Annotated in this window: 22 protein-coding genes; 4 read left to right on the plus strand and 18 right to left on the minus strand. The window is 38.2% G+C overall.

Annotated features, from left to right (window positions below):
- Positions 1-47: 47 nt before the first annotated feature.
- Positions 48-548 (minus strand): thiol peroxidase, encoded by a 501-nt coding sequence (tpx, locus tag DXD65_RS11255; RefSeq protein ID WP_005831317.1) that lies wholly within the window; start codon positions 546-548, stop codon positions 48-50.
- A 126-nt stretch (positions 549-674) separates the two neighbouring features.
- On the opposite strand from tpx, the gene DXD65_RS11260 reads away from it, so the two are divergent.
- Entirely contained in the window at positions 675-1280 is a 606-nt protein-coding gene (locus DXD65_RS11260) for an HdeD family acid-resistance protein (RefSeq protein ID WP_044468654.1), read from the plus strand.
- Between the two features lie 63 nt (positions 1281-1343).
- Here the strand turns inward: DXD65_RS11260 and DXD65_RS11265 are convergent, their stop codons facing one another.
- The 16 genes from DXD65_RS11265 to DXD65_RS11345 all read right to left on the minus strand — a co-directional run bounded on the left by DXD65_RS11265 (position 1344) and on the right by DXD65_RS11345 (position 19507).
- Positions 1344-1937: a master DNA invertase Mpi family serine-type recombinase gene (locus DXD65_RS11265; protein ID WP_005831322.1), complete on the minus strand. Its 594-nt coding sequence runs from the start codon at positions 1935-1937 to the stop codon at positions 1344-1346.
- 229 nt (positions 1938-2166) lie between these two features.
- Entirely contained in the window at positions 2167-3408 is a 1242-nt protein-coding gene (locus DXD65_RS11270) for a DegT/DnrJ/EryC1/StrS family aminotransferase (protein ID WP_117887643.1), read from the minus strand.
- A 605-nt stretch (positions 3409-4013) separates the two neighbouring features.
- Complete coding sequence (locus DXD65_RS11275; protein ID WP_057253070.1) at positions 4014-5036, minus strand: ATP-grasp domain-containing protein; 1023 nt, start codon at positions 5034-5036, stop codon at positions 4014-4016.
- A 15-nt stretch (positions 5037-5051) separates the two neighbouring features.
- A complete protein-coding gene (locus DXD65_RS11280; protein ID WP_117887644.1) occupies positions 5052-5960 on the minus strand; it encodes a 1-aminocyclopropane-1-carboxylate deaminase/D-cysteine desulfhydrase in 909 nt (302 codons plus the stop codon).
- Between the two features lie 8 nt (positions 5961-5968).
- Entirely contained in the window at positions 5969-6601 is a 633-nt protein-coding gene (locus DXD65_RS11285; protein ID WP_064774949.1) for a sugar transferase, read from the minus strand.
- 8 nt (positions 6602-6609) lie between these two features.
- On the minus strand, positions 6610-7893 hold the full coding sequence (locus DXD65_RS11290; protein ID WP_057253073.1) for an acetyl-CoA carboxylase biotin carboxylase subunit family protein: 1284 nt from the start codon (positions 7891-7893) through the stop codon (positions 6610-6612).
- Between the two features lie 15 nt (positions 7894-7908).
- Entirely contained in the window at positions 7909-9210 is a 1302-nt protein-coding gene (locus DXD65_RS11295; protein WP_057253075.1) for a BCCT family transporter, read from the minus strand.
- A gap of 19 nt (positions 9211-9229) precedes the next feature.
- Positions 9230-9883 carry a hypothetical protein gene (locus tag DXD65_RS11300; protein WP_057253077.1) on the minus strand — a complete coding sequence of 218 codons (654 nt, stop codon included), beginning with the start codon at positions 9881-9883 and terminating at the stop codon, positions 9230-9232.
- A gap of 870 nt (positions 9884-10753) precedes the next feature.
- Positions 10754-11902 carry a glycosyltransferase family 4 protein gene (locus DXD65_RS11305; RefSeq protein ID WP_057253781.1) on the minus strand — a complete coding sequence of 383 codons (1149 nt, stop codon included), beginning with the start codon at positions 11900-11902 and terminating at the stop codon, positions 10754-10756.
- Positions 11903-12153: 251 nt separating this feature from the next.
- Positions 12154-12990 carry a glycosyltransferase family 2 protein gene (locus DXD65_RS11315; RefSeq protein ID WP_057282078.1) on the minus strand — a complete coding sequence of 279 codons (837 nt, stop codon included), beginning with the start codon at positions 12988-12990 and terminating at the stop codon, positions 12154-12156.
- Positions 12991-13127: 137 nt separating this feature from the next.
- Positions 13128-14264: a hypothetical protein gene (locus tag DXD65_RS11320; protein WP_117703163.1), complete on the minus strand. Its 1137-nt coding sequence runs from the start codon at positions 14262-14264 to the stop codon at positions 13128-13130.
- Between the two features lie 73 nt (positions 14265-14337).
- Entirely contained in the window at positions 14338-15264 is a 927-nt protein-coding gene (locus DXD65_RS11325; RefSeq protein ID WP_057282076.1) for a glycosyltransferase family 2 protein, read from the minus strand.
- A gap of 52 nt (positions 15265-15316) precedes the next feature.
- Positions 15317-16600: a nucleotide sugar dehydrogenase gene (locus DXD65_RS11330; RefSeq protein WP_117887646.1), complete on the minus strand. Its 1284-nt coding sequence runs from the start codon at positions 16598-16600 to the stop codon at positions 15317-15319.
- Positions 16601-16790: 190 nt separating this feature from the next.
- Positions 16791-18332, minus strand: coding sequence for a lipopolysaccharide biosynthesis protein (locus DXD65_RS11335; protein WP_057282074.1), 1542 nt, complete (start codon positions 18330-18332; stop codon positions 16791-16793).
- Between the two features lie 104 nt (positions 18333-18436).
- A complete protein-coding gene (locus DXD65_RS11340) occupies positions 18437-18928 on the minus strand; it encodes a UpxZ family transcription anti-terminator antagonist (RefSeq protein ID WP_117887647.1) in 492 nt (163 codons plus the stop codon).
- 45 nt (positions 18929-18973) lie between these two features.
- Positions 18974-19507: a UpxY family transcription antiterminator gene (locus tag DXD65_RS11345; protein WP_117887648.1), complete on the minus strand. Its 534-nt coding sequence runs from the start codon at positions 19505-19507 to the stop codon at positions 18974-18976.
- Positions 19508-20901: 1394 nt separating this feature from the next.
- On the opposite strand from DXD65_RS11345, the gene DXD65_RS11355 reads away from it, so the two are divergent.
- From DXD65_RS11355 to DXD65_RS11365, 3 genes are all read left to right on the plus strand, one after another.
- Entirely contained in the window at positions 20902-21366 is a 465-nt protein-coding gene (locus tag DXD65_RS11355) for a DUF4494 domain-containing protein (RefSeq protein ID WP_005831367.1), read from the plus strand.
- A 79-nt stretch (positions 21367-21445) separates the two neighbouring features.
- Positions 21446-22111 carry a YggS family pyridoxal phosphate-dependent enzyme gene (locus DXD65_RS11360; protein ID WP_117887649.1) on the plus strand — a complete coding sequence of 222 codons (666 nt, stop codon included), beginning with the start codon at positions 21446-21448 and terminating at the stop codon, positions 22109-22111.
- An 18-nt stretch (positions 22112-22129) separates the two neighbouring features.
- Positions 22130-23107, plus strand: coding sequence for a dihydroorotate dehydrogenase-like protein (locus tag DXD65_RS11365; protein WP_008664861.1), 978 nt, complete (start codon positions 22130-22132; stop codon positions 23105-23107).
- A gap of 94 nt (positions 23108-23201) precedes the next feature.
- Here DXD65_RS11365 and DXD65_RS11370 read toward each other — a convergent pair whose 3' ends face one another.
- On the minus strand, positions 23202-25106 hold the full coding sequence (locus tag DXD65_RS11370; RefSeq protein ID WP_005832351.1) for a polysaccharide biosynthesis protein: 1905 nt from the start codon (positions 25104-25106) through the stop codon (positions 23202-23204).
- Between the last annotated feature and the right edge of the window lie 89 nt (positions 25107-25195).

Genomic DNA, 25195 nt, shown 5'->3' on the forward strand with positions numbered 1-25195 from the left:
TAAATTCTGTCCACCGCTTTTTATTGTTTATCCCAAATCCAAACTTTCTACTTTACAGCTGCAATAGCTTTATCATAATCTGGTTCTTGCGTAATTTCAGGTACCAATTCCGTATAGGCAATCTTACCATCCTTACCGATAACCACTACCGAACGCGCCAATAGACCTGCAAGCGGTCCGTCGGCCATGCGTACCCCGTAGTTTTCATCAAAATCGGAGAAACGGAAATCAGACAAAGGAATCACATTCTCAATACCCTCCGTTGTACAGAAACGTGCATGTGCAAAAGGTAAATCCTTGGAGATTGCCAACACTACCGTATCGGGCAGGCCGGCAGCCAGTTTGTTGAACTTACGTACAGAAGTAGCGCACACACCAGTGTCAAGGCTGGGGAAAATATTCAAAATAACATTCTTCCCGTTCAGTTCCTTCAAAGAGAATGAAGACAAATCTGTTTTTACCAATTCGAAATCGGGGGCAACAGAGCCCACCTTTATAAATTCACCGATAACCTTTACCGGTTGTCCTTTAAATTTTGTTGTAGCCATAGTTTTATCAAATTATATGTATACATAACAAATTACATACAGAAAAAGTTCACCCGAAACTTTTTTCCGGATAAACTGTTATTCTACAGACGAATTAATGATAATCACTTAAAAAATTAAATTCACATGAAAACTATTTTTGACGAACTTCAGCAGGAAGTAAAGAATTGGTGGATTTCACTCATTCTTGGTATTCTTTATGTAATAGTGGCTATAAGCCTGATGTTCTCCCCTCTCAGCGGGTATGCGGTATTGAGCATTCTGTTCAGCGTCTCCATGTTGTTCAGCGGTCTGCTGGAAATATCCTTTGCAGTAAGTAACCGTAGAAGGGTATCCAGTTGGGGATGGTATCTGGCTGGAGGCATCATCGACATGATTCTGGGATTCTACCTAATAGCCTACCCGATGCTCAGCATGGAAGTCATTCCATTCATCATCGCCTTCTGGCTGATGTTCCGCGGCTTCTCATCCGTAGGCTATGCCATGGACCTCAAAAGATACGGAACAAGAGACTGGGGATGGTATGTTGCTTTCGGTATTCTTGCCGTCATCTGCTCGCTCATCATCTTGTGGCAACCGGCAGTAGGCGCCCTTTACGCCGTGTACATGATTTCGTTTGCATTCCTGATTATAGGCTTCTTCCGTATCATGCTGTCATTCGAGCTGAAAAACCTGCACAAGCGCGGGAAAGAGTGGAAGGAAAAGAAAGAGAAAGAAGTATCGGCCGAATAAGTAGCCCACACGAAGCGTGTCAAAAGGAATCCCACCTTTGACACCTTCGTTTAGCCGAATTGCTCAATAACGTCTCAGAAAACGGAACATCGTAGTCCGTGACACTCCCATCTGCCGGGCAAGTTCGGCACACGACTCTCCTCTTTGGTGCTCCCTTACAAGCTTCCTCTTGTTCGCATAGAGTATCTTCATTTTGGGTGTGTCTCCTTTCTTCCTGCCCAGATGTTTTCCCTCCTTCCTCCGTCGTTCCAGTGCTTCTTTGGTGCGCATGGAAATCAGATTACGCTCTATCTCGGCCATCAGTCCAAAAGCAAAACCCAGCACTTTGCTGTTGATGTCATTCTGGAACACATACCCCTCTTTGGTACTGTACAGCACCACTCCCCTTTTGATGCAGGAGTTAAGAATGGTCATTATCTCCAGCAGTGTCCGGCTAAGCCGTGAAATCTCCGTTATAATCAAGGAGTCTCCCGGTTTCATCCGGTCCAACAAGCCCGCCAGTTTACGCTCTTTGCTACTCACTTTTCCGCTGACCGTCTCCATGTACCATCTGTCGATACTCAAACCATTCTTCTCCGCGAAGCGTATAATTTCCTCGCGCTGATTCTCTAAAAACTGTTTTTCTGTACTTACTCTTAAATAAGCTACTACTGCCATAATTGATAAACGTTTATTGGTTATTATTCACCACCAAAGAACGGTTATTCAAGTAAGAGTGGCAACACACAACTATGACTCTCTATCACAGAGGATCACATTATGGACATCCCCCGAAGTCAGGGAAGACTTCTCGGTAACTATCTCAAATATGCCTATAAACAAAGAAAACAGCCCCACTGAAGCTGTTTTCTGAAATTAGTTCATAAAAAATTGATACTATGTAGTTTCATAGTATACTCTCCTTCATTTCATTCACTATGTATCTCACATCCTCATCCGTCACATAAGGACCACTCGGCAAGCAAAGACCACGTTTGAACAAGTCCTCACTGACACCATTCACATAGGCAGGATTAGCCGCATAAACCGGCTGGAGATGCATGGGCTTCCATAAGGGACGGCTCTCGATACCGGCTTTATCCAAGCAAACACGCATGGCCTCTACATTACGGTTAGGCTCACAAGAAGTATGGGCACTCACTGACTCATGCGTAACACCGGCGGCACCACCTACGGCGCCTTTTACTGTCTCACGGTAGGCATCCTCCTCACCTCTCACATGCAGATTCCCGTCAAGCAGTACCGTGTTCAGCCAATAATTGCTGTCATAACGTCCGGAAGGATTCTCATGAAGCGTGATTCCCTCCACATCGGCCAACAACTTACGATACAGACCGCACAGATGTTTATGGTGCGCTATATGCTCATCCACCACCGTCATCTGGCCGCGGCCGATACCTGCACAAATGTTACTCATCCTATAGTTATAGCCTATACGTTCATGCTGGTAGTAAGGATAGGACTCACGGGCCTGGGTAGCATAGAACATAATCTCTTTCTTAGACTCCTCATCAGGGCAAATCAAAGCACCGCCACCGCTGGTGGTTATCATCTTGTTGCCATTGAAGGAAAGCACGCCGTATTTGCCAAAAGTTCCGAGGACTTGCCCGTCAAACTTGCTTCCAAAGCCTTCGGCGGCATCCTCTATGACCGGAATATCATATTTATCTGCCACCGACATGATTTGGTCTATCTTGTAGGGCATCCCATACAAAGCCACCGGAACAATCGCTTTGGGCTTCCGACCGGTCTTGTCGATACGGTCCCTGATAGCCTGCTCCAGAAGAACCGGGTCCATGTTCCATGTATCAGCCTCAGAATCCACGAATACCGGAGTAGCACCGAGGTAGGTCACCGGATGGGAAGAGGCACAAAAGGTAAAGCTTTGTACTATCACTTCGTCACCCTGACCAACTCCGCAAGCGAGCAGGGCCAGGTGTACCGCTGCTGTACCTGCACTCAAGGCCACTACCTTTTTATCCTGTCCCACGAAGCGTTCCAAATCCTGCTCGAAGGCATTCACATTTGGGCCGAGGGGAACCACCCAGTTAGTATCAAAGGCTTCTTGTATGAAGCTTATTTCCTTGCCGCTCATGTGAGCGAGGCAAAGATATATTCGTTTATCCATAAATATATGTGATTATTCTAATGATCTGATTTCCTCACGTAATGAGGAATAAAAAGAAAAGAAAGAAATTTATAAATCTTTCCCAAGTATTGCATAAATGATGACTTTGACGTCAAACTCAAAGTTAGTACTCACTCTTAAAGTCCCTTTGATATAGCACTCGTGAAAGTACTGGACAATGAAAATTATTTATTTGTTAACCATCAGCATAAAAACATAACTATATTTTAAGGCATTAGACAAAAGCATCTCAATAATCGTAAAAAACGACCTTGATGAATTTCCCAAGATTATCCCGGACAGAATTGCTTTAAAGTTTCACAGCACTGATTGCGCAATAATAAGCTACAACTAGGCAGTTCCAAACCATGCTTACCTACTTTCTATATCTTGGAATCATAACGATCTTTACTTACGAACTTAAGCCCTTCTTCCAATTCTGCTCCAAGAGTTTCTTCTTATGCTACTATTAAGCAAATTATTATTAACTCACGCACTTGATTACACTTATAGGCATACTGAATAAATTGTTACTCCCTGCCGTCATGAGTGAGGTAAAGACAAATTCTCTTGCACTATAAGGCTTAATTTACTATAACTTACACCTATGTTTTATTTTGCAATTGTCCTACATTCAATAATATATCACATTTTGAGAACATGGCATCATAATAAGGGAAAAATATAGAATCATCTACATCTTCTCCTTTTACCCATGCAACAATCGCTTTGGGTATATTGACACCTGCTTCTTGCGAGAATGGGTATCCTCCTCCGAATCGAGGATTTAATTCCAAAACATAATATTCACCATCACGTTCCAACACATCACAATCAAGATTACCAATATGCCCAAGTGCTTTTCCTATAGTGGCCCCAATCTCCCGAATATCAGCATTGTCCACCGTGATAGCCTTATCTGTTTCACCACTGCGCATAGCTAGTTTCTGTTTTACAGATACTCCACGATACTTACCATCCAAATCGTTTACAATATCCAATCCATATTCAGGGCCTTTTATCACTTCTTGAATCAGAATAAAATTATCATCTACCGAAGCGGTAGCAAGTATCGATTTCATCACCTTTTTACGATTAAGTTTATACACTATCTCAAGTTCATCAAAATCGTCAACAAACTCTAAACCTATACTACCTGACCCCCAACGAGGCTTCAAAATCAATGGAAAATTCAATCGGCCTGCCTTAATAGCAGCTATAGCCTCATTATAATCAACATAAGTTTCAGGTGTCTTCAATCCAAGACTTTCAATAAATTGAGCAGTTTTATATTTGTCAAAGCAAATATCAATCACTCTTGGCTCACTGACTATCACCTTAACCCCAATCGCTTCAAAATCGGACTTACGTTCAGCCAGAATGGGAAGCTCCAAGTCATTAAGTGGAATCAGTATATCAATCAATTGTTTCTTACAAATCTGCAATATAGCAGGAATATAATCCTCCGCATACACTTGCGGAACTTGAACTTTCACATCAGCAACAGTAAGAGCGGGAGCAGACAATTGCATGTCCGTTGCAACAATTTTTCCACTACCACCAATTATCTCCTTAAAATATTTCAGTAGGTATCGACGACGACCCGCACAAGTAAAAAGAATATTCATATAAGTTTGACTTTATCATAATATGTTTAATGAATCAAAAAATAGAGGTGTTCCCCCTGTATGAATGAATAAAATTTTCTTACCTATAATTTTATTTTTGATAATAAACTCGCTCATACCATAAAACGCTTTTCCAGTATAAGTAAAGTCTAGTGGTATTCCGTATCTGATTAAAGTATTTTTAATAACAGCATTTACTGCCTCATCCTGCCTGGCATAACCGCCTCCAATATAATCGTCAACAAAGTTTGTTGCTTCCTCAATACCTTCTGATGAAATTGCTTTATCAGTCAAATATTCACTAATACTATCCAATACGATATGCCTACCCCTTGGATTCTTTCTTGCTATGCTAATTCCAACAATTTTTTCTTTCCCATTATACATAAGTTTTCCAGCCACAAGCCCTGCTTGAGTCGTACCTGTTCCTGATGCCAAAAAGACATAGTCGAAACCAACATCATAATCTTTAATCTCCTTGTAGCAATTTACAAAAGCCTGAGTACCAATATTGCCATGCCCACCTCCAGGAATAAAGTAAGGCCTTTTACCCTTCAATTTTAGTTCACTAAGAATATTTTCAATAGTCTTGGACACTTTATTAACAGGTACAATAGTGACATTTACTTTAAATATATTCATCATAGAACTATTTGCAGTTTTATCAGAAACTTCTTGGGGACCAACAATATGACAATCAACGCCGCGAGACGCACAAATATTGGCTACCACTCTACAATGATTGGAAGAGCTACTTCCATAAGTAACAATACAATCATATCCCCCCTTATCAAAATCCTCAAAAAAAAGAGCTGCCTTTCTTGCTTTGTTACCTCCAAAAGAGAAAGGAATTAAATCCTCTCTCTTTATATAGAGTTGATTGCCTTGATATTGTCCAAGTTCTTGAATTATTGAATTAACCATTTCCCTATCTATTGTTTATCAAGATGTTTACCATTACGACTACGCTCCACATCAAGGAAGTCCCCACAAGGTGCAACATCAATATCTTCTTTAATGAACACCTTTTTAATTGTCAAGAAAAAGATTTTCAGGTCAAGTCCAATACTCATATTTTCAACATACCACACATCATTAGCCAATGTATTATCCCATTTACCACAATTACGCCCATGAGTTTGTGCCCAACCAGTGATACCCGGCCTTACACTATGGCGCAAACGCTCGCGTTCTGTATAATATCCAAGATAACGGGATAACAGAGGACGAGGACCTATAAGTGACATATCACCCTTCAGTACATTCCACAATTGAGGTAGTTCATCAATACTTGTAATACGCACAAAGTACCCCACTTTCGTTAAGCGTTGAGCATCTGGCAAAAGATTCCCATCCTTGTCTAGTTCGTCTGTCATTGATTTAAATTTGCAAATCTTGAATATTTTTTCGTTCTTACCTGGACGTTCTTGAAAGAAAAAAGCACCTGCACCCTTATTTGCAAAATGTAGCCAAATAGTAATAATCAATAATGGGATAAAGAGAATAATAAGTACTATTAGAGCAAAAATAAAATCTATTACACGCTTTCCAAAATGTTTATACATAACACATTCTATTTATTATCGAATTCACTCAGGCCACGAATGTACCGTTCTTTAATTGTAACAAAATCATCAAACTTAACATACATCGGCTCTCCATTTTCATCCTCTATTCTAAGATTTTCATTAATTACAGAAATAGTATCGCACAACTCATCAACATCCTTTGCCGCAATACGAATAATTCCCATTGATGCATAACAACGAGTAATTCCACCATTCCTCTTAGGGCAATCAACCATGACATTAGGTAACTTTTCAACTATGTCAATTCCTTGAAATGGGGCAAAGCACCCCTCTTTGGTAGAAAATAAAAAATAAGAGCATGCACAACCTCGATAAGCCGTATTAAGCTCCTCAGGCAAATCCTCTTTGATATGCTTTATACCAAGAGCAATATCAATCATCCATTTGATTGTATTAAAACCAGATACCCTCTCATAAGGAACATAAGTCATTTCACCACCAAAACGATATCCCATTTCCAGCAGATAAAAATGACCATCCTCGTCAAGAATAGTTTCTACCCAGGCAACCCCTTCACGACAACCAGCTTCTTTGAATACTTTTTTTACGCTGTCATTAACTTCATTAATATATTTTTTCAAGTCTGCCGATTGTGTATAGATGATAGAATACATATTCTCTAAATACCCCGGCTGGTTATGCTCAGAACTAAAATATAATAATGATATTTCACCATCTGCCAACACATAATTAACAGCAAACTCAGGACCATGCAATTCTCGCTCAACAATAATTGTTGCATTGTCTGAGATACTGCGAGCGTATTTATATGCAGCCACAAGTTCTTCACGATTCTTGCAATAACTCATACCGCGATTGCCACTCTTATCTACAGGCTTCACAACTACAGGATATTTCACATCTTTAAGCTCATTCTCTGTAAGGGCATCAGTTAGATAATAATCCGTTGCAACTGGAGCTCCAACTTTCTTACAAAGTTTCTTAAATTTAGACTTGTTTGTCGCAACTTCCCATGCTCTATCACTCGCACAGTAAAGAGGAAAATTCAAACGCTTCCCTAATTCACGAGATCTTGCTATATTAAAATCACTCGCCCCAGTGATTACAGCAGTAACCCCCACCTCACGACACTTCTGTTCCAAAAGGTCTGTATCAGTTGTGCTAATTAGCCATACCTCATCCGCAACCTCTTTTGTGGGGGAAGTCTCCATCAAATCTGCCACTATAACATATATCCCCCGTTTTTTTGCTTCATGCACTATATCAAGAGTGCCATAATCGCTACCAAGAACCAATAATTTTCTCATAGTTTATGAATGTATTTATAACTTAGATAATTCTTCCATATCTTCTTCCTTAGGTACCTCGCCACAGATTCTGACATATTCGCCCTCCGTAATAGTACCCGATTTACTAAAGTCAACCTTTCCTAAGGCGAACTTAATAGAATATAATATTGCCTTTGATAAGAAAGGTATAAAAATCAAACAGAAAAGTATTGTAAACAGCTTCGAAGATCCGGTATAAAGAATCATAACATTTATCAAGCCAATGCTCACCATAATACATTTCAAGAACAAACTTGGTTTATACTTTAGGTTCCTGCTTTGTGAGATGCGAGTGATATCATTCAGCAATGTCTTTGATGCAGAATCAAGTGAAGTAACAGCAAAAGCAAACATTGTAAGCGCAGTTAAAACATAAATTACCCAACCGCGAGAAAATGACAACGTGTAGCCTGTTGCTGCCGATACCAAGTGCCAAAAAACCGTAAGCACTATCAGTGAAATTGTACCATACTTTATAATACTCCTGATAGAATAACCATTACTACAATATGCTACAAAGCGACCACAAAAAATAGCCCAAGACACAACCGTAGCCTCAAAATACCACCAATAAGGATTTGTCAACAATTCCAACCAAGGTTCTCCACTAATCATTCCTTGAAATGGAAGAATCTTGCTTGTATCAACACCTTCGGTACTATAGGTATTAATGGTTGTAAACAAAGCTATTGTTGTAATTATGAATAGATATATATTTATGCGAGAGTATTTTACAAGCAAGTCATATTTTACAGACAAGGCTGCCAACACAACAAACGCTACAATTATTGTAACAATAGCAGATAGCTGAATAACATTGCTATCTATATCCAATGGAAGCATAATCGTTGTTGCAGCCATAGGTATTGATGTTGATAGACCAACAATAATAGACAACGAATTCAATATGACACTCGACCTTCTTTTAAAAGTGGCAAGACTATATATTCCAGCTGTTATCATTATGGTGGTTTGCCCTAGCGTATAAAACAAATCCGCATTCCATGTACCATAAGTATTCTGAAGTTCTGAAGGAAAACTACCAACAAGATATACACCAGTAAAGGTACAAGCCAACATCGCCATATAACTAAACTTGCTCTTTATCACCTTATGTTGGTCCGGCAACCAAACAATTCTATTCCCATGATTAGAAACGAACAAAAACAGATTAGCAATAAAGCTAAACAAAAATACACCAAGATAAATACAAAGCATTACGGGATAATCAGAACCATCACCCTCCAAAGCATTCATCCCTTGGAAATGAGTAACTATTTTTTCAAATAAGTTCATTAGTAGAATTTATTAAAATTTAGAATGTGAAGTCGACACCAGCCACTAAACGGGGATTTTTCTTTAGATAGTCATTCCCCCAGAGATAAAAGTTCCATCTTTTATGGGTGTAATAAAAGCCCAAAGCAACATCTGCATCTTGGTCAAATTTCCATGAATAAATTGTCCCCAGCATTGGCGTAATTGCATCCCCATTCTTTATTGTAAATAAATAGCCTAAATATGCATATTGTGAAATAGTGTTTGCAATATCTTTGTTTATACCCCACCAAGTATTGCCACACCAAAATAATCTGTTATCTTTTGTTATTGCACCATTCATATACAAAGCTGCAGTTACATATGAAAATTTCATACTATTGTTCAAATCAAAGGATGGAGTAACTTGTCCTCCGATATTAAAATACTTATCTATTTTCAAGCCATAACGTAATAAAGCCCCCATATAGGCAGCCCCTATACCAGTATATAAATCAAGACCAGAAGCAAAACCTGAACCAATTCCATATTGAAACGTTGTATAAGTTTCTTGCATATTTTCCCCAGGTCTCACTTTTAAAGATGTATAACTATACAACTTATCTTTATTAGGAGTGCCTGCAAAATAAGGAATTTGAGCAAGCAAATAACAGCTTTGCAAAGTGCACAAAGCAAAAAATAGTAATTTCTTCATTTCGTCTTCTATTTTAGTAAGCACTCATCATACAGCTACAACACCTTAATGGCATCATAGCCTACATTTAGTTGTTTTTTAATTAAACTGTTAGTATCCAATTTTGACATATCCTTCTATAGAAGCCACATCAAAGCAACGGGGGCCTTTATTGTTTATGATATTTACCGTCACTCTCATAACAGACTGTATTACCTGCACTCATCGTACATTAAAACAAGTTTTGACGATAAAAGCAAAATTCCTGCGACTTTACCATCAACCTAGCTTACATCATAGTCTAACTTCATGACAATGTACTTCACCCTTACTACAAGTCTTGAGGAAGCAATAATCTCAGTCCTATCAAAACCATATTTCCCCATAGCATTAATTAACTAGAGAAACTCGCCTAGCGGAATAAGGCGTACAATACAAAAGGAAAATAGCCTGATGAAACAGCCAATACATTAAAATTTACAGCAGGAATATCAGGCAAGAGATTTTTCTTACAAACAACAAATCTTTATCACCAATTATCAGATAATCCATCTCTGAAATTATATAAGTTCAATAAATAATCATCTTTAGGATCACAGTAACAAGTGGAAGTCCAATCAATTGTATAAAATATAGTCTTTTGAATCATAAACTCCCCAAATAGGTTCAAATGCCTATAAAGAAATATTTTTTAAACTTTGGTCGTGAAAAGCCACAACAATTTCATTTAAGAGTTCTCAAAAAATAGACTCTATCTTTTCATCAGATCCCCCCCAAAAAAACAAATGACCTTTTATTAATCAAAAACTTATCCAAAGATTCGTATCAAACCGTCATCATATTATTTAATTTGTAACCATTAGACTAGGATTAGTTATATGAAATCAAACTTTATTTATTATTTAAAGAACGGTATTCTTTCAAGAATGCTTCCCAAACCTTATGCTGTTCATAACGTTCCATAATCATCGAACGAGCGCGTCTTGCCATCTCTTTCACTTCACCATTCCGATGATCATAGAACCACTTCATTGTTTCATACAAAATATTTTCATCACGCGGGGGAATGACCCGACCATTCACACCATCCTGAATTATTTCATTACACCCACTGATATCCGTTGTTATGCATGGAATATCCAAAGCACCAGCTTCCATAAGAACCACACCAAATCCCTCTCTATATGATGGTAAAACAAAAACATCTGACATACACATAAATGGTCTGACATCTTTTTGTTTTCCATAATAATGAATATTAGGATGTGTTTCTATTTCAGTTCTAGTAATTATTTTTATAGGATTATCACTATCTTCAAATGCTCCTACCATCACTAAATTTATATTATGATATAAACCTGCCAGTTTCTTAAATGCCATAATCAATTCATTCACTCCCTTATCTTTCACTATCCGGCCAACAAAACAAAAAGTAAAGTCCTTGCCCGCATCTATATTCGTCAAAGGACACTCTACAATAACATTCTTCCGGTTAAACTTTTCAAGGTCAATACCATTGGCACTCCCATTTCCTATAACTTTCAATTTAGAAGCTTTACAAATCCCATCTGCTATTAATGATGTTTTCACTCCATTACTTACACAAAGAACCGTTGTGGAACAATAACAAGAAATACGCTCTATCATTTTTAATAGAGACTGCATCAATCCACTACATCCTTGATATCGAAGTCCATGACACATATAAATTCTGGTAGATACACCTGTTAGTTTTGCAGCAGTCATTGATAAGAAACTCCCTTTAGGAGTATTTCCATGAACAATATCAGGTTTTGTTCTTCTGAAGAAAATGAGGAACTTTATGAGACTTTTAAAATCATTTAAAAGAGAAATCGGCCTTTTCATTGGAATACAATACGTCCTAACACCTTCTTCATCACCAAATTTTTCAAGAGCACATTCATCAGATGAGATAGCAACCATATCAAAATCATTACTTAAATATGATAATTGCCCTTTAAAAAAGTATAATGATGAAGGAATTGTGGTTACAATATAAAAAAGTTTTTTATTCTTCATTTATATGCTTTATCTTCATTTTAAAATAATCCTTGGTTTCAGTAATAAATTAGACTTATTCTGAGGATTAGTCACAATAGCCCTACACTTTCAATATTTTTCATGATTGTAGTGTTGTATCCACGACAATAATATACGTCCCCATTTGTGTTGAAAAGAAAAGGAATGCATTTTGCAACAAATTAATATATAACTGATTCTTTTATTAAAGTATATATAATATCAAATTTAATATTCCTATATTAATATGTCTATTTACTACTAATACATTTAATCAAATCTTCTTTAGATAAACATGTAGTCTCTGCCAATGGTATTCTACGCCTTTTACTAATGAGTATATCTGTTCTACCAAATAAGGCAAATACCATATAAACTATAATCTTAATTATGGTATACATGCTATTTTTAATAAACCAAAAACAAGACTTTTCATACTTCTTATAACGAAAATATATTCTAAGTAAAGTTTTTTGTGTTTGAATATATTTTCTTACTACTGGTATGCCAAACTCTCTATAAAATAATAAAGGCCTATTTAATGCCCAAAATTTACTTTTAGAAGCTGTTCTGCTCCATAATTCCATATCCTCAGCTCTTAATGCCCATTCACAATATGGGTTAGCTCTAAACCACTCTAACTTACCCATTACCGTAGGATGAATAAAGCTATTAACTCTTCCACTACACATACCAGACCCCATAATATTATTATTATTATCAATTATCATAATAGAAGTACCTAATACATCTACATCCGGATGAGATTCAAGAAATTTTACTTGTTCTTCAATACGAGTAATGTACATAATATCATCCGCATCCATTCGCGCATAATACTTACCAACAGCTATCTCTATTGATTGATTCAAACGAGTAACCAAACCTTTATTTTGTCCATCATCTATCACTTTAATACGAATATCACGCAAAGCATACTCCTGCATGATGGCTAACGAGCCATCTGTACTTCCATCATTAACAAGATACAACTCCCAATCTTGAAAAGTCTGATTCACTACAGATTGTATTGCATCTCTCAAATAACTTTCTCCATTATAAACTGGAATAGCAATAGTAACAAACATAAAAGATCATATTTTAGCATCCAATTTTAACTCATCAGATAAAAATTACTCCAATAAATGTTCTTCTAATAAATTAAATCAATTTTAGAGAGTATCCATTTCAACAATTATAAAGAATAATTACTCACAATCACGAGTTATGATATTAGAATATTTTTTTTAGCAAACAAATTATATTCTTCATTCTGCTTTGCTAACAATGCAATTGAAATAAAAAGGAATAATTCTACTTCCCATAATGCATACGGTCTCTGCCAGAAAGAAGCTACATATAATAATAATAGCCCCCTAACAAATGAAGATTTAGAATACCAAACTATAACAAAAAAAAATACACTTAATACTACAAGTCCCAAAATACCATATTGAACAATAAATACTTTATATGAACTATTCCCCCCTTCACCGGAAATAGTACTGATATTATCACCACCAATACCTAAAAGGACATGTTCTGTTTTATAGAATTTGTTATTATAATAGTACTCAAAATCCTCTGATATCCTATTATTTCCTTTAAATCCCTTATCTTCATCATATTCCAATCGCAGTAATATGGCTTGAGAAAAATATGAATTTGGAAAAAAATTATAAGCCATCGTACAAGTCATTAATATCATTAGCAAGAAAGTGATAGTCTTCAAAAGATTTCCAAACGATAATTTATAAATAACCATTCCCAAGAACAATAGCATATATGCAGCTAATGACATTGACAACAATGAAGACAGAAAAATAATTATACCTTGCCATGACCTCATATTGTACCTTATCATATATAACATTAAAGATGAAATCATACCAAGATGACCTGGCTCTAAAAAAATTGACTGAAATCGGGGAAAAGGAAATGAAGTTATAGGAAGTATTAAAAACAAGCTATTACTAAATCCCCATGAATAATATGGATCGTTAATAGATACCTGATAAGAGTAAATTGGCATTCCCAATATTACTAACACATATATTATTGTAGAAAATAAAAGAACTCCAGCATAAAAATTAATAAAGATTTTCACCAATGATGCTTTTTCTTCGGACAATAATAATATAACCAATGAAGTACAAATAAAATGTCTAAATATATATTCTACAAATCGTTTTGCATCATTGATATGAGGAACATCAACAACTGTATACAAAATAAAACAAAGGATTAATAAAACACAATGTTTTTTATTGATCCTTCTTGCAAAAGGTAATCTAGTTAATATAAAAAATATAATTAGAATATACAAAATAGCAGGATTGTCCCATACAAACCAAGGTTTCATGGAACAAAGCATTATAAAGGACATCAAATATAAAGATATACGGCTTAATAGAATTTTAGAAATCTTCATCAAACTACTTTTTGCTAATCATATGCTTAAAATCTGCATTTTTCTTCCTAAATAATTTCAAAAAGCACTCCACAAGATCTTTCATAAACAATAAATACCCCCCCTGATAGTGCCGGATAATACGAATAAAGCGAGACACTAATACTATAAAACCAAAATGTGAGTAAAATTTTAAATATACGCAAACATTGAACCTATATTTCAAAAGTCCCTTACTCTTCAAAAAATCATTTATTTTAAAAGCAGCAGATAATCTTTCGTCACACCTCTCTCTATTTACAAATAATTCTAACGAGCCTTCACGTACTGTCACACAATATATCTTAGTTCTATCTGCAATAACCCTCTGAGCATAAAAACCTGATGTGATAGAAAACCATATATCATTTGCAACAATACGTTCCTCAAAATACAAACTATTTGTTTCAACCAACTTTCTTGATACCATTTTAGATACCGGACCATACAATTTAAAACGCAATGAATTAACATCATTAAGAGATATTGCCCTTTCTACAAATTTATTAATTCTCATATCACGATTAGTGACTTTCAAACTATCAGAAAACACACTATTAACTCCAAAATAAACAATATCATATAAAGAATCTTTATAAGTATCGATACTGCCTAGAAAACAAGCATTAAAAAAATCATCAGCATCAGCAAATATCAACCATCGCCCTACCGCATGCTCTAACCCAACATTTCTAGCAAAGCCAGCCCCTTTCCCTTCTTTTGTGAAATACACTTCCACGCATTCCTCCAACACACCTGGAAAGTTTGCAAAATCAACTATTTCAGGATCGCTGTTGTCATCAACAATTATAATTTGCACATCTTTTCTTCGAGGAATAGATTTTAAGCAACGCTGAAGTAAATGAGGAATATTTTTATGTGGAATTATTATTGAATAATTTATTTCATCCATAAAATCACATTTTTTATAAATCAATAAATATTACACGTCGCTTATATAAAAATTACAATCTTCCATCTATCTGCTCAATAGGTAAAACACCCTTTACATCATAGACAATTCCTTTCATAGAATCTTTAAGAAATGCTCTAATATTTTTATTTTTAAACTCATTATGAGCTACACCAAGAATTACAGCATCGAACTGATGATACAAATTTTCATATTTTTTATCTGTAATCATAATATTATATTCTTTCTTTACATGACAAGCATCAGCCCATGAATCATAAATTACAATATTTGAAGTATATTCTAACAAAGTATGATAAATATCAACAATTTTTGTATTACGAATATCAGGACAATTTTCTTTAAATGTTATTCCTAAAAGTAATACCTGAGCATTTTTTACCAATACCCCTTTTTTATTCATCAATTTTATCACCTGACTAGCCACATAATCGCCCATTCCATCATTTAAACGGCGAGCTGCTGACATTATACGAGGAAGGATACCATATACTTGTGCTTTCTGAATCAAATAGTAAGGATCTACACTAATACAATGCCCCCCTACCAAACCTGGTTTTAGTTTAATGAAATTCCATTTACTTGATGCGGCCTCTATCACGTCATTAGTGTCAATACCCATAGCATTGAATATTTTAGCGAGCTCATTCATGAAAGCAATATTCACGTCACGCTGAGAGTTTTCTATAATCTTCGATGCTTCCGCCACTCTAATACTAGGTGCTTTATGCGTACCATTCACAAGAACAGAGTTATATACACTGTCTACAATATTTGCTATTTCGGGTGTGGAACCAGAAGTCACCTTTTTAATCTTTTCCACTGTATGCTCTTTATCTCCCGGATTAATACGTTCAGGAGAATAGCCTGCGAAAAAATCCACATTAAATTTCAATCCCGATATTTTTTCTACAATAGGCAAACATTCCTCTTCTGTTACTCCTGGATAGACTGTGGATTCATATACCACAATATCCCCTTTGGAAATAACTTTCCCCACAGTTTCACTTGCTCTCCATAAAGGAAAAAGATCCGGACGATTATTTATATCTACCGGAGTGGGAACTGCAACAATGTAAAAATTGCAATCACAGATATCTTCAATGTTCGAAGTACAAACAAAACCGTAATTGCAAATAGCCTCTTGAAGCAACATATCAGATACTTCTAAAGTGGCATCATGTCCTGCCATCAATGCATCTACGCGAGCTTTATTCATATCAAATCCAACTGTTTTATACTTAGTTGAAAAGAGACGAGCCAAAGGAAGCCCTACATATCCTAAACCAATGACACAAATTTTAATTGAATTCATGATTACAAGTATTTTTCTAATTATGTAAACTACAAGCAAGTTTTTTTATAAAGTGAGGTGCTAAATATGCATCCTCTCTCCACAATTGCGAAGTATCTCGTAAGAAAGAATATATTATCTTGGAATAGACTAACATTATGTTCATAATTTTAAATCATGGAAATATAGAATGAACTATGACATAATAAATTTATTCATACATTCGATGAATTACCAATTCCAACTTCTGTCTTATCATACTACGCTCAACAGACGATAAGCCAAAAGAAAAAACAAATATTAAAAGAATGACCACTGAAATCAACGAAGTAAGAATAACAGTAAAGAATGTATCTGGAAAAAAGCTATGGATATAATTACAAATTATCCAAGTTACAATTCCAATAGCCATACTACGAGCAAATACTGCAAATAAATAATGTGATATATTGCATTCTGGTATATATCTTTTTAAGAGAAAAATACGGAAAAAAATAGCAATTATACCAGTTAAGATATCAGGACATAATGCATAATAAGGTGGATAACCATATGACAAGAGGATATAACCAATAGGTAATTCCGACAACATGATAACACATATACCTATCTGAAACCACTTAATCTCTCCGGTTGCCTGCAAAGCTGTAGTCACTGTACCAGTAACCGTATAAAGAATAGATACAATCATAGATATTATCAAGAATATAGAAGTATATTCAGGCACATTCCCCAACCATAACGTAAGTACATAATCCACATTTATCAAAAATGGAATGGAAATCAGAGCTAACAAATAAAAAGTATATCGTGCACCAGAATATACCAAGTTCAAACAGCTTTCTACATTTCCACCAGCATATTGCTTGGTTATTTGAGGAAACAAGGCCATCGAGAAATTAGACGAAAAAGTAGAGACCAAGCCACTCACCTGCATAGCTATACCTCTTGCTGCATTAATAGAAGTACCATAAAATAAATTAAGAATGATATTTGATCCCTGATCCTTAAATGAAAAGCCCAGATTACCCAAAACACTCCATCCGGCAAAAGAAAACATCTTTTTCAGTAATCTTCTATCCATTAGAAAACTATAGGTACACTCCTCAAAATGTCTTTTGCAATAGAAACTATAAAGAATACGAACTGCAATACTTGCTACAAAAACACCAAAAGCATAGAATATCAGTTTATCATAAGGAAATACCAATAGTAAAAATACCGCCCCCAACCTCAGACATGCATCAACAATACCTATATAAGCAAAAGCTCTCATATGCTCATGAGCGACTATACAAGAATTATAAGGGACACTTACCACAGTGACCATAAAAGTGAATACAGAAAACTGATAGACCCAGTTGGCAGCCACCATTCTATCCGCATCAATTACCAACTGAGTATTGACAAACCATAATCCGATAGTTTCAGCCAATAGAAAAATGATGACCGCTATAATTACATGGATATTTATTGACGTACAAAATACAAGATTCAGCCTTTTCTTGTCTCCACGTCCCAATTCATACGAGATAAACCTTTGTGAAGCGGCAACCATAGCAGAATTCAGAAAAGCGAACATAGAAACCATGCCTCCAACTACATTGTACACTCCATAATCTGAGACTCCCAATGTTTTCAATATGACTCTACTGGTGTACAAGCCAATAAGTATCATTAAAAACATACGGACATAGAGTAGCAAAGTATTTTTAGCAATACGGCGTTTATCTAGATTTTGCTCTGTCGTCACTATTGTATTAAACTTTTTTGCTTTTTATTTATTACCTAAATAACCAAAATATTAGACCGTAGTTTTGCTTATATTCTCAAAGAAAGGAAAAAATACAATGGGCTCTACGGCTTACATTCCACTACCTCAAACGGATATGGATTTTCTTCGATATTTTTCAATTCTTCGATGATTACAGTTTGTTCCGAAGTCAAATTATCTTTGTTCCAACCTTCAATAATCGCATAGGCTTCTTGAAACAAGACCTCTTCATAAACCTCCCCATATGTATAAGTCAGTAGTCGGACTTTAAGTAAAGAAGCAGGCAACTGCTCCAAAACAAGACAAATCCGATTCAATACCATTTGTTTCTTTTGCTCCTTATCCCCATCATCATAAATGGTAGCATTATACCCCATCAAAAGAGCCAGACACAAATTCGCCTCCTCTTCAACATCGGAACTCTGAGCAGAAAAAAGAGAATCGGACTTAACAAGCACTTCCTTATTCAACCGGCAAAAAGTGTCGGAATAGACCGGCTCACCGTCCATACCAAGATACATCAGCTCATGAGCTGCATGCTGAAGCTCAAGAGCACGGGAAGTTAAATCATTCATTATTATGATATATGATTAAAATATAAGATTATACTTATTTAGAAGTCACCCGATTATTTTCAGATAGGATTTGGGGACTTTGACACTTGCCGTCAAAAGATCTTTAATACGGATAACGACGTATGTTTTATTGGCTTCGATGGCAACCTCACCTTCAATACCGCTGAGTTCGCCTTTGATAACTTTTACTTTATGCCCAACAGTAAGAATTTCGCTATCAAGGCTGACACCGTCAGGATTCAAATCCATTACGAACATAAAGTCCTCCATTTGCTTATCCGGTACCACTAGCATGGAATGTGTAGCAAGGTCCTTCATATAAAAAAGGGGGACATTATAGATGTTGGAAATATCGCAGGCTGTCTGCTTGGTGGAATGAACAAATACCAGATTGCGGATTACCGGAACTTCACTGCGTTTACGACGATACTTCAATTGAGAAATGACAAAGCGCGTGGGGAGATAATAGTCAAGATCCAAATGCTCTTCCGATTTAAGTCGGTCCAAAGATTTCCGGACTGTGAATTCCTGCTTGTCACGGGTACGAGCCGCGAACCAATATTTCTGTTGTTCAGCCACTTAGGAATTTTCTTTCGAATGAATCAGCTCAGTTCCGGGTGCGCTTCGCGGTTTGAACGAGACATTTTCCCACTCAAACCGTATTGTACACTTTTGCAATGATAATAAGCTATTAAAGAAGATATTAGACTCATAGAAGTGTCCAATAAACGTTCGTTTAATGGACGCAAAGATAAGCCGTATTTTTTGAACTAACAAAATGTTTAATAAAAATATTCCCAAAGTGATTTTTGTTTTATATTAATATATTGAATTGCAGCATTGTACGTCTAATATTTAACATCTTAAAGTTCTGTTCCTTTTTAACTTTTATACCTCTACTTATTTTCTTAAAAATAGACGTTTATTAAACGAACGTTTAAAAAACACCTCATCATTTCCAATATATCATTCTACATTCCAATATCTTACCCTCATAAATGCATTATTGAAGTTTCGCAAAGATGCCTGCTGATAAATGGGAATTTATCGCACAGAACGCAAGTGAAATAAAAGCCCACTTCCATAACCTATGGAGAGAGTGAAAGCCCATGGATTTCTATCTAAAACACAAGCATTCCTTTGCGTTTCGCCCTTGCTTGGTCTACTGTTGCATAAGGAATTAGTGACGCCTAACGGCCATGAACAACCCTGCTAACGGCCATGAGGCAATCGTTTAACGACCATAAGCAGGGTTGTTCATGGCCGTTAGGCGTCACTAACTCCAAGGCTTTTACAGATGAAGTACGTAGCCCGCGCCTATTGCGCACAAGGCACAAATGTATTGTACAGCAACTTAAAAGACATTAGACTCCATTATTCATAGTCGGGCAAGCTCGAAAATGCAGGAAAACTACACCGACCGATTTATGTAACCCACGCGCGGTATTATGGTAGAGGATAATAAGTTACGGCAAAACTCAGACGTTTTTGGCAGGTGGAAGCAAATTTTGCTTCCACCTTTTCAGGTTGCTTCCACCGCAGAGTAAATGCCGATGGATAGGGAGATACAGGAGGTGGGTGGAAGTGTGGAAGCAAAGCAGATGCAAATTTATGTTTCAGCAACACACCTCAAGTTTTAAAAAAGATGTAGTACAAAGGCATAAAATATAATAAGTGTTACAAATACACACTTTATGCCCCGACACTCTTGCAAATGTCGAAAAAGTCCGTACCTTTGCAATGTGTTTTTCATAGTATTAGATTTAAGGTTAACAAAGGTTGGAGTACAGCGGTACTCCTTTTTTTATGCCCATACGTACCGTCCCGGTTCTCCAATAAAATTTTCACGTAAAATGCAAGGCAACTTTTTATATCCATTTAGTTTTTGGCTATCTTTGCACTGCTTTCGGCGGGCATAGGCACGCATAAAGCAGCTTAACTAACAATAAATCAATAATTAAAAACAGAAAATTATGGCAATGCATACATGGTTTGAATGTAAGATCCGTTACGAGAAAACAATGGAAAATGGAATGAACAAGAAGGTGACCGAACCGTACCTGGTAGATGCCCTCAGTTTTACGGAAGCGGAAGCACGCATCATCGAAGAGATGACGCCGTTCATTTCGGGAGAGTTCACCGTATCGGACATCAAACGTGCCAACTATAGCGAATTGTTCCCCAGCGAAGAGGAAGCTGCCGACCGCTGGTTTAAATGTAAACTGGTTTTCATCACACTGGACGAGAAAAGCGGTGCGGAAAAGAAAACCTCTACCCAGGTATTGGTGCAGGCTGCCGACCTGCGTGATGCAGTGAAGAAACTGGATGAGGGCATGAAAGGCACAATGGCCGACTACCAGATAGCATCTGTAGCGGAAACCGCCATTATGGATGTATATCCGTACAGTGCAGAGCCCGACGACAAACCGGAAGTTTAATTTAAGTGATGAGTTATAAGTTATGAATTATTATTGCGACCCATAACTTATAACTCATAACTCATAACTCAAAAAAACGATGATTGCAGAGAATTTAAAACAAGTACTGAGCGAACTGCCTGAAAAGGTACGGCTGGTGGCTGTTTCCAAATTTCACCCCAACGAGGCGATAGAAGAAGCGTATCGTGCCGGCCAGCGTGTGTTCGGAGAAAGTAAGGTGCAGGAAATGACCACCAAATACGAAAGTCTGCCCAAAGACATAGAATGGCATTTCATCGGGCATCTGCAAACAAACAAAATAAAATATATCGTTCCTTACGTAGCGCTGATTCATGGCATAGACTCCTACAAGCTGTTGGCCGAAGTGAACAAGCAGGCTGCCAAAGCCGGAAAAACCGTCAACTGCCTGCTGCAGCTGCACATTGCCCGGGAAGAGACCAAGTTTGGATTCAGCTTTGACGAATGCCGGGAAATGCTGGCAGCCGGTGAATGGAGAGAGCTCAAGCATATCCGGATATGCGGATTGATGGGCATGGCCACAAATACGGACAATGACGAACAAATCAAAACAGAGTTTTGTTCTTTAAGTAGCTTCTTCAATGAAGTGAAAGCCAAGTGGTTTGCTGATGCAGAGTCATTCCGGGAACTGTCCATGGGAATGTCTCACGATTACCACGAGGCCATTGCAGCCGGAAGCACCTTGATACGTGTAGGAAGCAAGATTTTTGGAGAAAGAAACTATTAACCATAAAAAATCATTATCATGGCAACATTAGAAACTACTTTTGCAGGGCTGAAACTCAGAAACCCCATTATCGTCAGCAGCTCCGGACTGACAGACAGCGCCGCCAAGAACCAGAAACTATCTGAGGCCGGCGCAGGTGCCATTGTGCTAAAATCACTCTTTGAAGAGCAAATCATGATGGAGGCTGACTGGATGGGAGACCCGAACATGTACCCCGAAGGCAGTGACTACCTTGTAGGATATATCCGCGAACATAAGCTGGGTGAATATCTGAACCTGATTAAGGAAAGCAAAAAGGTTTGCAATATCCCCATCATAGCCAGCATCAACTGCTATCAGAATGCCGACTGGGTGGAATTTGCCACCAAAATAGAAGAAGCTGGTGCAGACGCACTGGAAATCAATATCCTTGCACTGCAGACGGATGTACAGTATACATATGGAACCTTCGAGCAACGCCACATCGACATTCTGAGCCACATCAAGAAGACGGTCAAGATACCCGTCATCATGAAGCTGGGCGACAACCTGACCAATCCGATAGCTCTGATAGACCAGCTGTATGCCAACGGTGCCGCCGCAGTAGTGCTGTTCAACCGCTTCTACCAGCCGGACATCAACATTGAGAAAATGATACAAGTATCCGGCAACGTATTCAGCAATGAAGCCGATTTGTCTAAAGCCCTGCGCTGGATAGGCATCGCTTCGGCAGCCGTAAACAAGCTGGACTATGCCGCTTCCGGTGGTATCCACTCGCCCGAAGGCGTTGTCAAGGCAATATTAGCAGGTGCTTCGGCCGTAGAGATATGCAGTGTGCTTTATCAGAATTCAGCTACCATCATTGAAGAATACATCCGCTTCCTCAACTTGTGGATGGACCGCAAAGGTATGGAAACCATCAGCCAGTTCAAAGGTATTCTGAACGTAAACGACCCGAAGGGAGTCAATACCTTCGAACGTACACAGTTCTTGAAATACTTCTCTTCACATGAATGAGACAAAAGACTGACAAGAAGACAATAAAATTGAAAGGGTGATAACACTACAATGACGTTATCACCCTTTCATTTTATACTATACCGCTATCTTTTTATTTCTTCTTATCCAGCGCCTCAAAGCAGGAATTCTTGCTCACGAACTCCGGAACAATATCCTTCATGGCAGCAACAATTTTCATCTGGTCATAGGTGTAACTTACATCAATCAGCTTCTGGATACGCTCCTTCACCTCGTCATAGTCATACTCACGCACCGTGGCAATCATAATCTTCTCATGATAGGTGGGCTTTGTAAGCTCCTTCACATTCAAGAGTTCCTCGTAGAGCTTCTCGCCATGACGGAGACCGGTAAATTCAATCTTCACATCCGTACGTCCGGAAAGGCTGATCATACGCTTGGCAAGGTCCACAATCTTCACCGGCTTACCCATGTCGAAGATGTAGATTTCACCGCCGTTGCCCATACTGCCGGCCTCAAGAACAAGGCGGCAAGCTTCGGGAATGGTCATGAAGTAACGGATTATCTCAGGATGGGTCACTGTCACCGGGCCGCCACGCTGAATCTGGTCGCGGAAACGGGGAATGACAGAACCGTTGGAACCCAGCACATTGCCGAAACGCGTAGTGATGAACTGAGTGGCATGGCCTCCCTCCTTCTGCAACTTCTTCGCAAGAGACTGCACATAAATCTCGCAAATACGCTTGGAACAGCCCATCACGTTTGTAGGGTTAACAGCCTTGTCCGTAGAAATCATCACAAACTTCTCGGCACCGTATTTCACGGCAAGATCGGCAACGGTGCGCGTGCCGAATACGTTCACCTGGATGGACTCGGAAACGTTGTCCTCCATCATCGGCACATGCTTGTAGGCGGCCGCATGGAAAATATACTGGGGCTTGAACTCCTTGAAGATATCCTCCATGCGCGTGGCATTGGAGATGTCGGCTATGATGGTCTCGGCATCAATGTCACGCCAACGGTCCTGAAGTTCCAGACGGATGTCGTGCAGAGGGGTCTCGGCCTGGTCCACTAAAATAAGTTTATAGGGATTGAACGAAGCCACCTGGCGCATGATTTCACTGCCGATGGAGCCGGCGGCGCCCGTAATCATCACACGCTTGCCCTCCAGATGAGAGGCAACCTTATGGATATCTATCTCGATAGGATTGCGCTGAAGCAGGTCCTCAATCTGAATTTCCTTCAACTGTGTGCGGCTCAGCGCCTGACCGTTCCACTCGCTCAAAGGAGGCGCGGTCATCAGTTTGATGTTGTGCACCAGCAGGCGGTCAGCCATGTCGGACTTCTTCAGTTCCTCCATCTTGGCAGGAGAAATGATGATGGTCTGCACATCGCGGTCGTTCAGCACATCAATCAGCGTATCATCGTTGGGGAACACCCTGACACCCATCATCACCTTGTTGATAAGCTCAGGTTCGTCTGCAATGAATCCGCGCAGACGGTAGTGGTTGCGCAGATTGACACGCAATGCCTTGGCAATGTTGACCCCGGCTTCCTTGGCACCGTAAATAAACACATTGGCACTGTGGGTGCCGTCGAAGTTCAGCGCCTCGAAGAAAGTCTTGACAATCACACGGGAGCATGCCATCATGGCAAAGCTGATGATATAGGACATGAACAGCACGCTGACCGGAGCCAGGTTAAACTCCAAATAGCTTTCCGTCAGGACGCTCGTTATCATCAGCAGTGCATACGACACCGTCAATGACACAAAAATGCGCATGATATCCACAAAGGAGGAAAAGCGCAACACATTGGAATACGTACGGAAAACACGGAAGAAAATCAAGTTGACAACAACCGTCCATAAAATGGTCTTGTCAATGGTAGAGGATTCCAAAAAAATGCTTCTGAAATCATATCGGAGAGCATAGGCCAACAGACTGGATATGACGATGATAAATACGTCAATTAATAGAATAGTCCATATCGGAAGCACTTTCGCGGAAAGATACCGATGAAAAAAATTTCGCTTCATTTCGCTTGACAGTTTTGTTTTAGGCGAGGCAAAGATACACTATTTTAGTCAAAACAGACAATAAATCGATAAAAAAATGTTATAACAAT

The organism is Bacteroides sp. 4_1_36 (genome assembly GCF_003466325.1).
Lineage (GTDB): Bacteria > Bacteroidota > Bacteroidia > Bacteroidales > Bacteroidaceae > Bacteroides > Bacteroides uniformis.

Bases quoted from the DNA above. Each gene is read 5' to 3' on its own strand.
- DXD65_RS11285 (WP_064774949.1), bottom strand. From the start codon at position 6,601: ATGTATAAACATTTTGGAAAGCGTGTAATAGATTTTATTTTTGCTCTA.
- DXD65_RS11370 (WP_005832351.1), bottom strand. From the start codon at position 25,106: ATGAAGCGAAATTTTTTTCATCGGTATCTTTCCGCGAAAGTGCTTCCG.
- DXD65_RS11330 (WP_117887646.1), bottom strand. From the start codon at position 16,600: ATGAATTCAATTAAAATTTGTGTCATTGGTTTAGGATATGTAGGGCTT.
- DXD65_RS11320 (WP_117703163.1), bottom strand. From the start codon at position 14,264: ATGAAACCTTGGTTTGTATGGGACAATCCTGCTATTTTGTATATTCTA.
- DXD65_RS11295 (WP_057253075.1), bottom strand. From the start codon at position 9,210: ATGAACTTATTTGAAAAAATAGTTACTCATTTCCAAGGGATGAATGCT.
- DXD65_RS11305 (WP_057253781.1), bottom strand. From the start codon at position 11,902: ATGAAGAATAAAAAACTTTTTTATATTGTAACCACAATTCCTTCATCA.
- DXD65_RS11280 (WP_117887644.1), bottom strand. From the start codon at position 5,960: ATGGTTAATTCAATAATTCAAGAACTTGGACAATATCAAGGCAATCAA.
- DXD65_RS11315 (WP_057282078.1), bottom strand. From the start codon at position 12,990: ATGTTTGTTACTATTGCTATTCCAGTTTATAATGGAGAAAGTTATTTG.
- DXD65_RS11260 (WP_044468654.1), top strand. From the start codon at position 675: ATGAAAACTATTTTTGACGAACTTCAGCAGGAAGTAAAGAATTGGTGG.
- DXD65_RS11300 (WP_057253077.1), bottom strand. From the start codon at position 9,883: ATGAAGAAATTACTATTTTTTGCTTTGTGCACTTTGCAAAGCTGTTAT.
- DXD65_RS11265 (WP_005831322.1), bottom strand. From the start codon at position 1,937: ATGGCAGTAGTAGCTTATTTAAGAGTAAGTACAGAAAAACAGTTTTTA.
- DXD65_RS11365 (WP_008664861.1), top strand. From the start codon at position 22,130: ATGGCAACATTAGAAACTACTTTTGCAGGGCTGAAACTCAGAAACCCC.
- DXD65_RS11275 (WP_057253070.1), bottom strand. From the start codon at position 5,036: ATGAATATTCTTTTTACTTGTGCGGGTCGTCGTCGATACCTACTGAAA.
- DXD65_RS11355 (WP_005831367.1), top strand. From the start codon at position 20,902: ATGGCAATGCATACATGGTTTGAATGTAAGATCCGTTACGAGAAAACA.
- DXD65_RS11290 (WP_057253073.1), bottom strand. From the start codon at position 7,893: ATGAGAAAATTATTGGTTCTTGGTAGCGATTATGGCACTCTTGATATA.
- DXD65_RS11340 (WP_117887647.1), bottom strand. From the start codon at position 18,928: ATGAATGATTTAACTTCCCGTGCTCTTGAGCTTCAGCATGCAGCTCAT.
- tpx (WP_005831317.1), bottom strand. From the start codon at position 548: ATGGCTACAACAAAATTTAAAGGACAACCGGTAAAGGTTATCGGTGAA.
- DXD65_RS11325 (WP_057282076.1), bottom strand. From the start codon at position 15,264: ATGGATGAAATAAATTATTCAATAATAATTCCACATAAAAATATTCCT.
- DXD65_RS11270 (WP_117887643.1), bottom strand. From the start codon at position 3,408: ATGGATAAACGAATATATCTTTGCCTCGCTCACATGAGCGGCAAGGAA.
- DXD65_RS11360 (WP_117887649.1), top strand. From the start codon at position 21,446: ATGATTGCAGAGAATTTAAAACAAGTACTGAGCGAACTGCCTGAAAAG.